This window comes from Nitrosospira sp. Nl5 (assembly GCF_900102495.1).
Taxonomy (GTDB): domain Bacteria; phylum Pseudomonadota; class Gammaproteobacteria; order Burkholderiales; family Nitrosomonadaceae; genus Nitrosospira.
The window spans coordinates 1-14,213 of sequence record NZ_FMVQ01000018.1; the positions used below are offsets into that span (position 1 = coordinate 1).

Annotated in this window: 11 protein-coding genes; 4 read left to right on the forward strand and 7 right to left on the reverse strand. The window is 53.1% G+C overall.

The genetic code is table 11. From position 1 onward, the window contains the following. Positions 1 to 189: 189 nt before the first annotated feature. Together BLP45_RS13295 and BLP45_RS13300 are read right to left on the reverse strand one after the other, a co-directional pair. Positions 190 to 972, reverse strand: a complete 783-nt coding sequence (locus BLP45_RS13295) for an inositol monophosphatase family protein (protein WP_090372976.1) — start codon at positions 970 to 972, stop codon at positions 190 to 192. Positions 973 to 975: 3 nt separating this feature from the next. Continuing rightward, positions 976 to 1,533 carry a thioredoxin family protein gene (locus BLP45_RS13300; RefSeq protein ID WP_090372977.1) on the reverse strand — a complete coding sequence of 186 codons (558 nt, stop codon included), beginning with the start codon at positions 1,531 to 1,533 and terminating at the stop codon, positions 976 to 978. 100 nt (positions 1,534 to 1,633) lie between these two features. Between BLP45_RS13300 and BLP45_RS13305 the strand changes: the two genes are divergently transcribed. From BLP45_RS13305 to ppk1, 4 genes are all read left to right on the forward strand, one after another. Next, on the forward strand, positions 1,634 to 2,401 hold the full coding sequence (locus BLP45_RS13305; RefSeq protein WP_090372978.1) for a 16S rRNA (uracil(1498)-N(3))-methyltransferase: 768 nt from the start codon (positions 1,634 to 1,636) through the stop codon (positions 2,399 to 2,401). A 194-nt stretch (positions 2,402 to 2,595) separates the two neighbouring features. After that, positions 2,596 to 3,936, forward strand: coding sequence for an amino-acid N-acetyltransferase (gene argA / locus BLP45_RS13315; protein ID WP_090372980.1), 1,341 nt, complete (start codon positions 2,596 to 2,598; stop codon positions 3,934 to 3,936). 70 nt (positions 3,937 to 4,006) lie between these two features. After that, complete coding sequence (locus tag BLP45_RS13320) at positions 4,007 to 4,279, forward strand: oxidative damage protection protein (RefSeq protein WP_090372981.1); 273 nt, start codon at positions 4,007 to 4,009, stop codon at positions 4,277 to 4,279. Positions 4,280 to 4,368: 89 nt separating this feature from the next. Further along, positions 4,369 to 6,456, forward strand: a complete 2,088-nt coding sequence (gene ppk1, locus BLP45_RS13325; RefSeq protein ID WP_090372982.1) for a polyphosphate kinase 1 — start codon at positions 4,369 to 4,371, stop codon at positions 6,454 to 6,456. 394 nt (positions 6,457 to 6,850) lie between these two features. On the opposite strand, the gene fba is transcribed toward ppk1, so the two are convergent. From fba to tkt, 5 genes are all read right to left on the reverse strand, one after another. Beyond that, a complete protein-coding gene (gene fba / locus BLP45_RS13330) occupies positions 6,851 to 7,915 on the reverse strand; it encodes a class II fructose-bisphosphate aldolase (RefSeq protein ID WP_090372983.1) in 1,065 nt (354 codons plus the stop codon). A 70-nt stretch (positions 7,916 to 7,985) separates the two neighbouring features. Continuing rightward, on the reverse strand, positions 7,986 to 9,440 hold the full coding sequence (gene pyk / locus BLP45_RS13335; RefSeq protein ID WP_090372984.1) for a pyruvate kinase: 1,455 nt from the start codon (positions 9,438 to 9,440) through the stop codon (positions 7,986 to 7,988). 109 nt (positions 9,441 to 9,549) lie between these two features. Further along, positions 9,550 to 10,728 carry a phosphoglycerate kinase gene (locus BLP45_RS13340; RefSeq protein ID WP_090372985.1) on the reverse strand — a complete coding sequence of 393 codons (1,179 nt, stop codon included), beginning with the start codon at positions 10,726 to 10,728 and terminating at the stop codon, positions 9,550 to 9,552. Between the two features lie 134 nt (positions 10,729 to 10,862). Beyond that, positions 10,863 to 11,861: a type I glyceraldehyde-3-phosphate dehydrogenase gene (gene gap, locus BLP45_RS13345; RefSeq protein WP_090372986.1), complete on the reverse strand. Its 999-nt coding sequence runs from the start codon at positions 11,859 to 11,861 to the stop codon at positions 10,863 to 10,865. 78 nt (positions 11,862 to 11,939) lie between these two features. Further along, positions 11,940 to 13,955, reverse strand: coding sequence for a transketolase (gene tkt / locus BLP45_RS13350; RefSeq protein WP_090372987.1), 2,016 nt, complete (start codon positions 13,953 to 13,955; stop codon positions 11,940 to 11,942). Positions 13,956 to 14,213: the final 258 nt, after the last annotated feature.

Below are 14,213 nucleotides of genomic sequence, written 5' to 3' on the forward strand. Positions count from 1 at the left end.
GTCTCGTTTGCTCCGCCATGCCTTAAATTACACATCTGTTCCTTCCTCTCCAGTAGCGGCTCCCATCGTGGCCGCTCAACCACGAGGCTTCTCGGGGCGTTATTTCCCGTGAGCAAAATGCACAGTGTATTTTCAAACCGGATTGATCAGCATGACTGCCGAGGTGGTAGCGGTGAAAGGATGAGGGTTTTAGCGATGCGCACGTACCCAATCCCGCCATTGTATAAACAGGTCCGGATCAAGCGCGGCAATGGCTGGGCGTTGCCAGAGCGGTTGGGCCCAGAAATCATCCTGCTCGAAACCGCACATCTTTCCCCCCGCCTCTTCCAGAACGAGACAGCCGGCAGCATAATCCCATAGTTTCTGCCCGCCGTGCAGATAGAGATCAAACCGGCCGGCGGCCGTATAGCACCACTCCAGCGAACAGGCACCGTAATTGCGCTGGTAGGAGAAGGGTCGCGCGGAGCAGATTCCCTCCGCGAGCCTGGGGGTAAGACGCTTCAAATCAACGTTAGCCATCGCGCTGCGCAACGTGGGCACATGCTCCTTGATCGGCAACTTTTCGCCATTAAGGTATGCACCTTTACCCTGTTCGGCATAGAACATTTCATCCGCCACTGGATTATAAACTACACCAAGCACACTTCTGCCCTGGCGCATCAGTGCCACCGAAACCGCAAAATACGGCAAGCCGTTGACGAAATTGGAGGTGCCATCGATTGGGTCCATGCACCACAATCCGGCGTCGCCAGCGCGCCATTGATCGATCTGCTCCTGTTCCGGCATTTCCTCTCCTACTACCGCGCCGGGATAGATTTTGCGTAATTCCCGCGACAGTGCTTCCTGCGTGACGAGATCGGCTTCGGTAATCACGCTGCCATCAACCTTGCGCTGCCGTGCTACTCGCAGATAGCGGGGCATGACCTCCTGTTGCGCAACTGCCTTGACCGCAGCAATGACTGCATTAAGCACGTATTATTCCGTCCGCCATTTGATCGAACAGCCAATGCTGGGAATTTGCTTATCAGGGCCACGACCGGTTTCTGCTACCTGAAGCATACCTTCGAATAGGTCGCGGTACGCGCCAGGAGGCGCAGCGTCCTTGCGTGAAGCATCCAGCCGGCCACGGTACTGCAACTCGAGCTTGTCATTAAAGCCGAAGAAATCCGGCGTGCATACCGCACCATATGCCTTCGCGACTTCCTGGGTTTCGTCCCATACATAGGGGAAGGAAAAATCGTATTCCTTTGCTACTTGTTCCATGTTGGCGAACGAATCTTCGGGATAATCGGCTGGATCATTTGACATGATGGCAATGGCGCCGATACCGTGCTGACGCAACTCCGTCACATCGCGGACGATACGATCCCGTATCGCTTTTACATAAGGACAGTGATTGCAGATGAACATCACGAGTAGCCCGTTTTTGCCCCTTACTGATGCAAGGCTGTAACGCTTTCCGTCCACTCCCGGCAGATCGAAATCCACCCCCTTCCAGCCGAAATCACAAACAGGTGTTTCCAGGCTTGCCATGCTTTCCCTCCTGAATGAATGACAAAGTACTTTTTGGGCGTCACCGCAATCGCCATTATATTATCATGGAGCCAATAATTAATTCCGCTCACTGGAAACAATGGCGCTTCCCCGCTTTTACTGTCCCGAAAAAATGACCGTTGGCCAGGTTATCGAATTACCCGCCAACGTCGCACACCACGCTCTTCGCGCGTTGAGGCTTGAACAAGACGACGAGCTGATTTTGTTCAATGGTGATGGGGGCGAGTTTCGGGCGGCTATTGTACGTATTGGCAAGCACGGTGCAGCGGTAATGATTGAAAGGTACCTGGACATCGAACGCGAGTCTCCACTGGTCATTACACTGGCCCAGGCAATATGCACCAACGAGAAAATGGACTGGATTGTACAAAAGGGGGTGGAAATGGGGATTAGCCGAATCCAGCCCCTTGTCACAAAACTCAGCATGGTGAGACTCTCGGCCGAGCGAGCGGAAAGACGCATGAAACACTGGCAGCAAATTGTGATTTCTGCCTGCGAGCAGTGCGGAAGAAATCGCATTCCCCGAATACTGCCATTGATTTCATTGCCCGGGTGGCTCGGCCCGCAAATTGGCACGTGTCAGGATCTGAATAATAGTATTCCACGTAATCCGTGTTTTATACTGTCGCCTACCGCAAAGAAGGGCTTGCGCGATTTTCCCGGATCCCCCCCTGTTACTGCCCTGACTTTGCTGGTTGGGCCGGAAGGCGGCTTTACGCCGGAGGAAGAGGCCGCCGCCGCAGTGGCTGGATTTATTCCGCTGTGCCTGGGAAAACGCATCCTCCGCACGGAAAGTGCGGCGTTGGCGGCGGCTTCGGCGATGCAGGCGCTATGGGGAGATTATTGATTCAGTGAGGATTGCGTCGCAATCCCGGCTCAACAGTCTTTTTCGCGGCAATCTTAAAGTCCGGCACGCCGCTGGTTTTGCGATTTGGATTTTGGGCTGTAAACTTACGAATTCTGTTTGCGTGTTTTTTCCACTTCGCATAGTCCGGGCATAAATCGATGAACGATGCGATCTTCAATGTGTCAACCGAAAGCATGAGGCTCAACACGGACTTCGTGGCTTGGTTCCGTTCAGTGGCGCCTTATATCAATGCCTTCCGCAGCAAAGTCTTTGTCGTCGCTTTCGGTGGCGAGGTGGTGGCTGACGGAAAGTTTGTCGAGCTTGTTCATGACCTCAACTTGCTGGCAAGCCTGGGTGTCCGGCTGGTCTTGGTGCACGGTGCACGTCCGCAGATTGAAGCCCGACTGAAAGAGTCCCAGCTGCAAACCACGTACGTGAGAGGAATGCGTGTTACCGATGCCGCTACCCTGCAATGCGTGAAGGAATCGATAGGGCGGGTGCGTGTTGAAATCGAGGCATTGCTGTCGATGGGACTGCCAAATTCACCCATGGCCAATGCCGCCATTCGCGTTGCCAGTGGAAACTTCGTCACCGCTCGTCCAGTGGGCGTGATAGAAGGTATCGATCTGATGCACACCGGTGAAGTGCGCAAAGTGGATACAGCAGCTGTCCGCTTCCGCCTGGAACAAGGCGAGGTCGCGCTACTCTCACCGCTAGGCTATTCACCCACCGGCGAGATCTTTAATCTGACCCTGGAAAACGTTGCGGCTGAAGCTGCAATTGCGCTCAAAGCGGAGAAACTTATTTTTTTGATGGATACTGACGGCATAGAGGAAGAGTGCGGTGGTAGTTCCGGGGCATTGCTATTGCGCGAACTGACGGTGGCCGAAGGCAAGGTACTGCTTACGAAACTTGCAAATAAGGCTGCCCGGCTCTCCGACGACGCCCAATTATATTTGCCCTTTGCTGTAAAGGCCTGCGAAGGGGGAGTGTCACGCGTTCACCTCATCAACCGCCATGCAAATGGCGCGGTGTTGCAGGAATTGTTCACGCACAGTGGTATTGGAACCATGATATCGGAAGGACCATTGCAAAACTTGCGGGATGCGAGGATAGAAGATGTCGGCGCTATCCTGCAGTTGATTGAGCCGCTAGAAATCGATGGGACGTTAGTGCGTCGTAATCGCGAATTGCTGGAGATGGAGATCAACCGTTTCGTCGTGGTCGAGCATGACGGCATGATAATTGGTTGTGCCGCACTCTATCCTTTCCCCCATGATAAGGCAGGCGAACTCGCTTGTCTCACCGTGCACTCGGATTATCGTGGTACGGGATGTGGTGATACATTGCTCAAGAACGTTGAAGCCAAGGCCAGATCTCAAGGAAGCAAAAAATTATTTGTGCTTACCACTCGAACTGCCCATTGGTTTGTCGAACGTGGTTTTCTCCAAGCCGATGTGGAGGAATTACCAAAAGCCAAGCAGGGACTATACAATTATCGGCGCCGCTCCAAGGTATTCGTAAAAAAAATATAACGTGGTTGCCCCCTCGTCCAACCGCGGATTTAGGATAATGAGGTCACAATTTCGTATTGGAGCCGATTAAATGGCAAGACTCGTTAAATGTATCAAACTCGGGCGTGAGATGGAAGGGTTGGATTTTCAGCCTTATCCAGGGGAGTTAGGGAAGCGGATCTTTGATAATGTGTCGAAAGAGGCGTGGGCCGGGTGGATAAGACACCAGACCATGCTGGTCAATGAGTATCGTCTTAATCTGGCGGATATCAAGGCACGCAAGTATCTGGCCGAACAACTTGAAGCGTATTTTTTTGGAGCAGGAGCGGAGCAGCCTGTCGGTTACGTGCCGCCGGCGAAATAAATGGTACGAAAAATGGGAGCGTCTTTCACGTGATCCACAAAAAACACAATTGTAGTAACCAGACAGATAGAGCATAAACCTGCTTTTCCATGACAAATCTCTCAACCGGCAGTCAGTTCCTCAACCGTGAACTTGGCCAGATCGAGTTCAATCGACGAGTCCTTGCGCAGGCTGAAAATAAAGACAATCCCCTTCTGGAGCGACTGAAATTTCTTTGTATCGTCAGTAGTAATCTCGACGAGTTTTTCGAGGTTCGTGTTGCCGGGCTGAAGGAACAAATCAAACTGGATACGCCTGGTTTTGGTCCGGACGGCATGATGCCGCATCAGGTATTCAGGCTAGTCTCCGATCAGGTTCATAAGCTGGTAGCGCGCCAGTATCAGCTATTGAATCAGGATGTCCTGCCCGGACTTGCAAACGAGGGTATCCGCTTTCTGCGCCGTAACGCCTGGAGCGATATTCAGCGCGAGTGGATCAAAGCTTTTTTTTTCCGAGAATTGATGCCGGTACTGACCCCGATAGGTCTCGATATCTCACACCCTTTTCCACGCGTGCTTAATAAAAGCTTGAATTTTGCGGTTGAACTGGAAGGCAAGGATGCTTTTGGGCGCAGCTCCGGAACGGCTATCGTGCAGGCGCCGCGTGTGCTGCCGCGCGTGATTCTGCTGCCAAGTGAAGTCAGCAACGGCGGGTATAGCTTTGTGTTTTTGTCATCCATTCTGCACGCCCATGTGGCCGAATTGTTCTCCGGGATGAATGTGCGGGGATGCTACCAATTCCGCGCCACCCGCAACAGCGACTTGTTCGTGGACGAGGAAGAAGTCAAAAACCTGCGCATTGCACTGCAAGGTGAACTGCCGCAGCGGCATTTTGGCAACGCGGTACGGTTGGAGGTGGCGGATAATTGTCCACAACATATGTCGGGTTTTTTGCTGGAGCAACTCGGCCTTTCCCGTGATGATTTTTATCAAGTGGAAGGACCGGTTAATCTGGTGCGGCTGATGCGGGTACCGGATCGTATCGAACGTCCCAATCTGAAATATCCGCCATTTATCCCCGGCCTGCCGCTAACGTTGCAAAAGAAGAAAGCGGTCGATATTTTTCAGATGATCCGCAAGAACGATATCCTTTTGCATCATCCTTATCAATCTTTCCAGCCGGTGATTCAGTTTATTCAACAGGCAGCGGCTGATCCCGACGTCGTGGCGATTAAACAGACTGTATACCGCACCGGAACAGATTCATTAGTCATGGCGGCACTTATCGCCGCGGCGGGCAGTGGCAAGGAAGTTACGGTAGTGGTGGAATTGCTGGCGCGTTTTGATGAGGAAGCCAATATCAGCTGGGCCAGTCGTTTGGAGGAAGTCGGCGCACATGTCGTATATGGGGTGGTGGGCCACAAAACGCATGCGAAGATGGCGATGGTGATACGGCGAGAGGAAGGCAAATTGCGGCGTTATGTGCATGTGGGGACCGGCAATTATCACGCCAGTACTGCAAGGCTCTATACCGATTTCGGTTTATTTACCTGCAATGCCGAGTTCTGCGCAGATGTGAACGAAGTATTCATGCAGCTGACCGGTTTGGGCAAGGCCGGAAAATTAAAACATCTTTGGCAATCCCCGTTCAGTTTCCATAGTCAGATGCTGCTAGCTATCGATAACGAGATACAGAACGCCAAAGCGGGGAAGTCTACCCGCATTATCGCCAAAATGAATGCGTTGCTTGAGCCGGAAATCATTAAGGCGCTTTATGCGGCTTCGGGGGCCGGGGTTAAAATTGATCTTATCGTTCGCGGCGTATGCGCCTTGCGTCCCGGCATTCCCGGATTATCGGAAAACATCCGGGTACGTTCGATAATTGGACGTTTCCTGGAACATAGCCGGATTTTCTATTTTCGTGGCGGCGGTAGCCATGTCATATATCTTTCCAGTGCTGACTGGATGGACCGCAATTTCTTTCGCCGTATTGAAATATGCTTTCCCGTTCTGGAGGCGAGATTGAAAAAGCGGGTGCTCACCGAAGGGCTAAACGTTTACCTCAAAGACAACATGCAGGCATGGGAAATGGACGGCGACGGCAATTATCGTCTCAGATCTGCCCGCGGAGGCAAAAAATTCCGCGCCCAGGAGGCGCTGCTTACGGAATTGGCAGCGGCGAAACAGACTGAGACGTAGGGGTGCGGCAAGCAAGAAGATTAAGCCCGAATCGGTTCCGAGTAATGCCTCTACGTATCCTCGCTAAAAAAGCAACGCTTTCCAACCGCAATTCTTTTACGGAACTCCAGCCGTATAGGACAAGTAAGCGTTAACTCTAGTCCTTTGCTTCACGATATTCCTGGTGTGATGGACTGATGAAAAAGCTGGAGCTGGATAGGGTTCTGGACGCGTGCCGATGAAAATGTCCCACCCTGGTAAAGATAAGTTTTCTACCGGTCTTCCAACCGGCCCACATTCCGGCAAGCAAAAAGGCGGCCAACTAGCCGCCTTTTTGCTTGCCCCAGTCCCTTGTCCTTCGTAGTCGGAGGAATGGGATAAAGTAACCTGCGCCAGTTAGGGCTTTGTTGTCTTTTTATTTGATAATGGCTTTCAATTCGCCTTTGGCATACTTGTTTGCCATGTTCTCCAGCATAATGGGTTTGATTTTATCGGCTTGACCGGCGCAGCCAAATGCTTCAAAGCGCGCTTTACAAATATCCTTTGCCGCAGCGGTTGCGTCCTTGAGAAATTTACGCGGGTCGAACTCACTCTTGTTTTTGGCAAGATGGCGGCGGATTGAGCCGGTCATGGCGAGACGAATATCGGTATCGATATTGATTTTGCGCACGCCATGCTTAATTCCCTCCTGGATTTCCTCAACCGGTACGCCGTAGGTCTCTTTCATTTCTCCGCCATACTCGCGGATGATGTCAAGCCAGTCCTGTGGTACGGAACTGGAGCCGTGCATTACCAGATGGGTATTAGGTATACGCTGATGGATTTCCTTGACACGTTCGATAGCGAGAATGTCGCCGGTGGGTTTGCGCGTAAATTTGTATGCGCCATGGGAGGTGCCGATGGCAATAGCCAGCGCATCCACGCCCGTTTGCTTGACAAAATCGGCGGCCTGCTCTGGATCTGTCAGCAATTGGTCATGGGACAGCTTGCCTTCGGCTCCATGGCCGTCTTCCGCCTCACCCATGCCGGACTCGAGTGAACCCAGGCAGCCCAGCTCGCCCTCGACAGAAACACCGACCGCATGTGCCATCTCCACCACCTTGGCGGTGACCTCGACGTTATATTCATAGGACGATGGCGTCTTCGCATCCGCCTCCAGCGAGCCGTCCATCATGACACTGGAAAAACCGCTACGGATGGCATTGATGCATACCGCAGGAGAGGCGCCATGGTCCTGATGCATGACGATGGGAATATGCGGGTAAGACTCTACCGCCGCCGCAATCAGGTGGCGCAAGAAAGCTTCGCCGGCATATTTGCGTGCGCCGGCGGAGCCCTGCATGATAACCGGGCTGTTGCATTCATCGGCCGCCTGCATGATTGCCTGAATCTGCTCCAGATTGTTGACATTGAAAGCGGGCAGTCCATAGCCGTTTTCCGCCGCATGATCCAAAAGTTGACGCAATGATACGAGTGCCATTTTGAGCCTCCTCCAAGTTAGAATCTGAATATGGTGAACCGATATCGGGAAACCCGATGTCCGGGATGACTTACGAGCCGGGCTTTGGTTTATCCTTTCTGTATTCCCCTACCTTGACAATTTTCATCGTATTGGTGCCGCCAGCCTTACCCACCGGTTCCCCGATGGTCATGATAATCAGGTCGCCGTTGCGCACCGCGCCACGCTTGAGCAATTCGTTTTCCGCGTGATTCAGGATGATCTCCGGATCATTCGGGCCACCACCGAATTTGACCGGATAGACACCGCGAAACAAGGTCATTTTACGGCGTGTATCCTCCTGTGGGCTTAAAGCAAATATGGGGACATTGGAGCTTCTGCGCGACATCAGCAAGACGGTGTGGCCACTCTGCGTGAGGGCGGCAATGGCGCGAATTTTCAGACCCCCGGCGGTAAACATGGTGGCACGGGCAACTGCTTCCTCAATGGTGTCAGGAAGGCCGCCCTGAAGCCGGCGAAGCTCGTTGCTGACGAGATATTCTTTTTCTGCCTCAAGGCAGACCCTGGCCATGGCTGCGACCGCTTCGACGGGGTACTGTCCTGTCGCGGATTCTGCCGACAGCATCACAGCATCGGTGCCATCGAGCACGGCGTTGGCCACGTCGGATACTTCCGCACGGGTTGGAATCGGACTGGTGACCATCGATTCCATCATCTGCGTGGCGGTTATCACCAGCTTGTTGTTGGCACGGGCTGTGCGTATCATGCGCTTCTGCAGGGCCGGCACTACCGCGTCGCCTACTTCTACCGCAAGATCACCCCGCGCTACCATGATCGCGTCGGACGCTTCCAGGATATCATCCAGTGCCAGGATAGCCTCCGACCGCTCAATTTTTGCCATCAGTAAACTTTTACCACCGGCTTCGCGCATGACATCACGTGCCCAACGCATGTCATCGCCGGAACGCGGGAAAGATACTGCAAGATAATCTGCCTTAAGCGCCGCGGCAGTTCTAATATCCTCCACGTCTTTTCCGGTCAACGCAGGAGCGCTAAGTCCTCCCCCCTTGCGGTTGATACCTTTGTTGTTGGACAGTATGCCTCCCTGCTCAACGACACAATATACTTGGCGTCCCTTGACCCCGGATACACCGAGCACGATACGGCCATCGTCCAGAATCAGCGTCGCGCCGGTTTCGACATCATTTGGCAGTTCCTTATAATCTAGTCCTACCCGCTCCTCATTGCCGAGAGCGCATTCCGCGTCAAGTATAAATTTGTCACCGGTTTTGAGCGCAATTTTTCCTTTTTCAAATTTGCCGATCCGGATTTTCGGTCCCTGTAAATCCGCCAGTACTCCCACTGCATGACCTGCGGCGCGTGCCAGCGAACGCGTCAGATCAGCGGCTGCGATGTGCTCCTCTCTGGTGCCATGAGAAAAATTAATACGGACGACGTCCACCCCGGCGTTTATCATGCGCTCCAGTACCTTGGGATCACTTGATGCGGGGCCGAGAGTGGCGACGATTTTTGTTCTTCGAATCATCCTAAATCCGGCGGTTGGAACATGGTATTAAGTTAAAAAACGAGCGGCCAATCCCGGACTTGAGATCTTCTAGACAGGCGTGCATTGCATCCGTTAACCGTGCTGAAATTCAGTGCGCTCGCTGTTCAAGTATTTCTACGGCGGGAAGCTTCTTGCCTTCGAGAAACTCTAGGAAGGCGCCGCCGGCAGTGGATATGTAAGATACCTTATCATAGATATCGTACTTCTGGATCGCAGCGATGGTGTCGCCGCCACCCGCCAGGGTGAAGGCTTTGGTATCGGCAATGGCTGTCGCGATTGTTTTGGTGCCAGCGCCGAATTGATCGAACTCGAATACGCCAACGGGTCCGTTCCACACGACGGTGCCAGCTTTCATGATAATGTCCGCCAACTCTTTTGCGCTCTTCGGACCAATGTCGAAAATCATGTCATCATCGGCAACCGCATCGGCATCTTTCAATATCGCCGGTTCGTTCGCATCGAATTTTTTCCCGATTACAACATCCACTGCGATGGGGATGGAAGCATGGCGTTTCGCCATCTTGTCCATCAGCATTTTTGCGGTAGAAATCAGATCATTTTCGCACAAGGATTTTCCGATATTCTTGCCCGTAGCTTTGAGGAAGGTGTTGGCAATGCCACCGCCAACCACCATCTGGTCCACTTTTTCGGACAGAGACTCAAGCACGGTAAGTTTCGTCGAAACCTTGGAGCCTCCAACAATGGCGACCATGGGACGCGCCGGATTCAGCAGGGCTTTGGTCAGCGCGTCCAGCTCTTCCGTCAGCAAGATGCCGGCACAAGCAACAGGAGCGTACTTTGCAATACCGTGAGTTGAGGCCTCAGCGCGGTGCGCCGTGCCAAATGCATCCATGACAAATACGTCGCACAGCCTTGCGTATTTTCGTGCGGTCTCATCAGCATTTTTCTTTTCACCCTTGTTGATGCGGCAATTTTCCAGAACGACCAGTTCACCTTCGGCGATCTCGAATTCGTTTTCCACCCAATCCTTGATCAGGCGCACGGGCTTGCCCAAACGTGCGGCGATATCATCGGCAACCGGCTTGAGCGAATTCTCCTCCGACCATACACCTTCATCAGGGCGGCCCAGATGTGAGGTCACCATGACTTTGGCTTTTTGTTTCAGGCAATGGCTAATAGTGGCCATGGAAGCGGTAATACGCGCATCGGAGGTAACTTTGCCGCCCTTAACGGGAACATTGAGATCGGCGCGAATGAAAACGCGCTTGCCTTTAAGATCGAGATCGATGACTTTAATGACAGACACTGGAAAGCTCCAAATTTATACGGCATAAGGATGTCGCACGGACTGTTCCTTATGCCTCATCGAAGGAGCGGGAGATATGAGAAGGGAAGCGACAGATTCTTTTAATCCCGCAGTTCCACACACCACACCGCAAACTATTTGGCTGCAACGCGGACCATCTCCAGGATCTTGCTGGAGTAACCCCACTCGTTGTCATACCAGGAAACGACTTTGATGAAACTGCCATCCAGAGCCATGCCGGCTTCCGCGTCAAAAATGGATGTGCAACTTTCACCGCGAAAATCAGTGGAGACGACTTTCTCGTCGGTATAACCGAGCACACCCTTCATTGATCCCTCCGATGCGTTCTTCATGGCAGCGCAGATTTCTTCGTAGGTAGCATCCTTGTCCAATTCAACAGTGAGATCGACCACTGAAACATCGGAAGTTGGTACGCGGAAAGCCATTCCGGTGAGCTTCTTGTTCAGTTCCGGGATAACCATGCCAACGGCTTTGGCTGCGCCAGTCGAAGATGGAATGATATTCTCGAGAATGCCGCGTCCGCCGCGCCAATCCTTGTTGGAAGGGCCGTCCACGGTCTTTTGGGTGGCAGTTGCCGCATGAACGGTGGTCATCAGGCCTCGCTTGATGCCCCAGGTGTCGTTCAATATCTTGGCGACGGGAGCGAGACAGTTGGTGGTGCACGAAGCGTTGGAGATGATAGCTTGGCCGGCATATGTCTTATCATTCACGCCGTACACAAACATGGGCGTATCATCCTTTGACGGTGCTGACATGATGACCTTTTTGGCACCCGCGGCGATGTGTTTCTCGCAAGTTTCCTTTGTGAGAAACAGACCGGTGGACTCAACGACGACGTCGGCGCCAACTTCGTCCCATTTCAGTTCAGCGGGATCTTTGATGGCCGTCAGGCGAATCCTCTTGCCATTGACAACCAGGGTGCCATCGTCAATCGAGACATCCCCTTTGAAGCGGCCATGCACGGAATCATGTTGCAGCATGTAGGCCAGATAGTCGGGCTCAAGCAGATCGTTGATAGCGACGACTTCGATGTCCGGAAAATTTTGGATTGCCGCACGGAACACCATACGTCCAATGCGGCCAAACCCGTTGATGCCGACTTTAATTGTCATGTTTTGAACTCCTTGGATAAAAAAATCGAACGGCGCAAGAAAATTTGCGTGGCGCCGCCCGCGTTGCGAATGCTTGAATCAGATAACGCTATTCACCGCTTTTATTACATTCTCGACGGTGAAGCCAAAATGCTTGAATAAATCGCCGGCGGGTGCCGATTCGCCAAATGTATCCATGCCAACCACCGCGCCTTCGAGCCCCACATACTTGCGCCAGTAATCGGTAATGCCGGCTTCCACCGCCACCCGCCCTATGCCTTTCGGCAAGACGTTATCCTTATAGGTGGGGTCCTGGCGGTCAAACAGGCTCGTGCAGGGCATCGAGACTACGCGCGCGCGCACGCCTGTTTCGGCCAGCGCCTTTTGTGCGAGCATCGCCAGCCCGACTTCAGAACCGGTCGCGATAATAATCGCCTGTGGTTTTCCGTCCGCAGCCTCCGACAGGATATAGCCACCCTTATCGATCTGTTTGATGGTAGCGGCGTCACGTTTCTGAAAGGGCAGATTCTGGCGGCTGAAAATCAGGGTAGAAGGACCATCCTTTCGCTCAATTGCGCGTGCCCAGGCGACTGTCGACTCCACCGTATCGCAGGGCCGCCATACATCCATATTGGGAATATAACGTAACGTCGCTGTCTGTTCTACCGGTTGGTGTGTCGGTCCATCTTCACCCAAGCCAATCGAATCGTGTGTAAACACAAACAGGTTGCGGATTTTCATCAGTGCCGACATGCGCAGGGCATTGCGAGCATATTCCGAAAACATAAGGAAAGTAGCGCCGTAAGGGATGATGCCGCCGTGCAGCGATAATCCGTTCATTACGGCACTCATGCCAAATTCACGTACACCGTAATAAATATAATTGCCGCCGGTCCCTCGGCTGACAGTCTTCGACCCCGACCAGAGGGTGAGGTTGGAGCCCGCCAGATCCGCGGAACCACCAATCAGTTCGGGCAATGCCGGTGCCAGGCCCTCAATGGCGTTCTGCGAAGCTTTGCGGGTGGCGATAGTTTCCTGCTTGGCGTCAACACGACCAATCAAGCCATCCACGTGCTCGCGCCAGCCATCCGGTAGCTCGCCCGATGTGCGCCGCGTGAACTCGGCGGCCTCGGCGGGATATTTCTCGACATACTCCGCGAACTTACGGTTCCATTCGGTTTCCAGTTTTTCGCCTTTTGAGCGGCCGTCCCACATTGCATAGACATCATTGGGGATTTCGAATGGCAGATGATGCCAGCCGATATGCGGACGCGCGGCGGCTATCTCCATGTCTCCCAGGGCGGCACCATGGACTTCGTGAGTATCCGCCTTGTTGGGAGAGCCCATGCCGATTACGGTTTTGCAGCAAATCATTGACGGTTTGCCGCTGGCCTGCTTGGCCGCTTCGATAGCTGCCTCGATAGCTACAGGGTCATGGCCGTTGACGTTGGGGACCACATGCCAACCGTAAGCTTCGAAACGCCTGGGTGTATCATCGGTGAACCAGCCTTCCACGTGACCATCGATGGAAATTCCGTTGTCATCATAAAAACAGATCAGCTTACCCAGCCCCAGCGTGCCCGCCAGTGAGCAGGCTTCGTGTGAAATTCCTTCCATCAAACAGCCATCGCCAAGAAACACATAAGTGTAGTGATTGACAATATCAAAGCCGGGACGATTGAAATCCGCGGCAAGTATTTGTTCCGCCAGCGCCATGCCCACGGCGTTGGCAAGGCCTTGTCCCAGAGGGCCGGTGGTGGTTTCCACTCCCGGTGTATAACCGTACTCAGGGTGGCCGGGCGTCTTGGAATGAAGCTGGCGGAAGCGCTTGATTTCCTCCATCGGCAAGTCATAGCCGGTAAGGTGCAGCAAGGCATAAATCAGCATCGAGCCATGCCCGTTGGACAGCACGAACCGATCGCGATCAACCCACTTGGGATTGGCAGGATTGTGGCGTAAATGATGAATCCATAATACCTCGGCTATCTCCGCCATACCCATGGGCATGCCGGGGTGACCAGAATTGGCTTTTTGAACAGCGTCCATAGCCAGCGCGCGGATAGCGCTGGTCAGGTTCTTGAACACCGGCGCGTCAAAATCTCTAAATGTTCCCATGGACACAAGCTCCCTTGTTCAACGAATATATCGCAAATAAAAACACCGCCCCCTAACCCGGGTAGCGGTGCGGGTCGGCAAAGCCTTATTATCGCTTAAGATACGATGTCAGACAACTATGACAAACCTGAATTGCGCCAGATTAAATGGAATTGGAGAGAATTCCGAGACGTAACCATCATACATATCGTCCCGATAGCGTATCCCCAACTCGTATGATTCCGATAATTTTTTCGAGGGAGAATATTGAAAAACTTC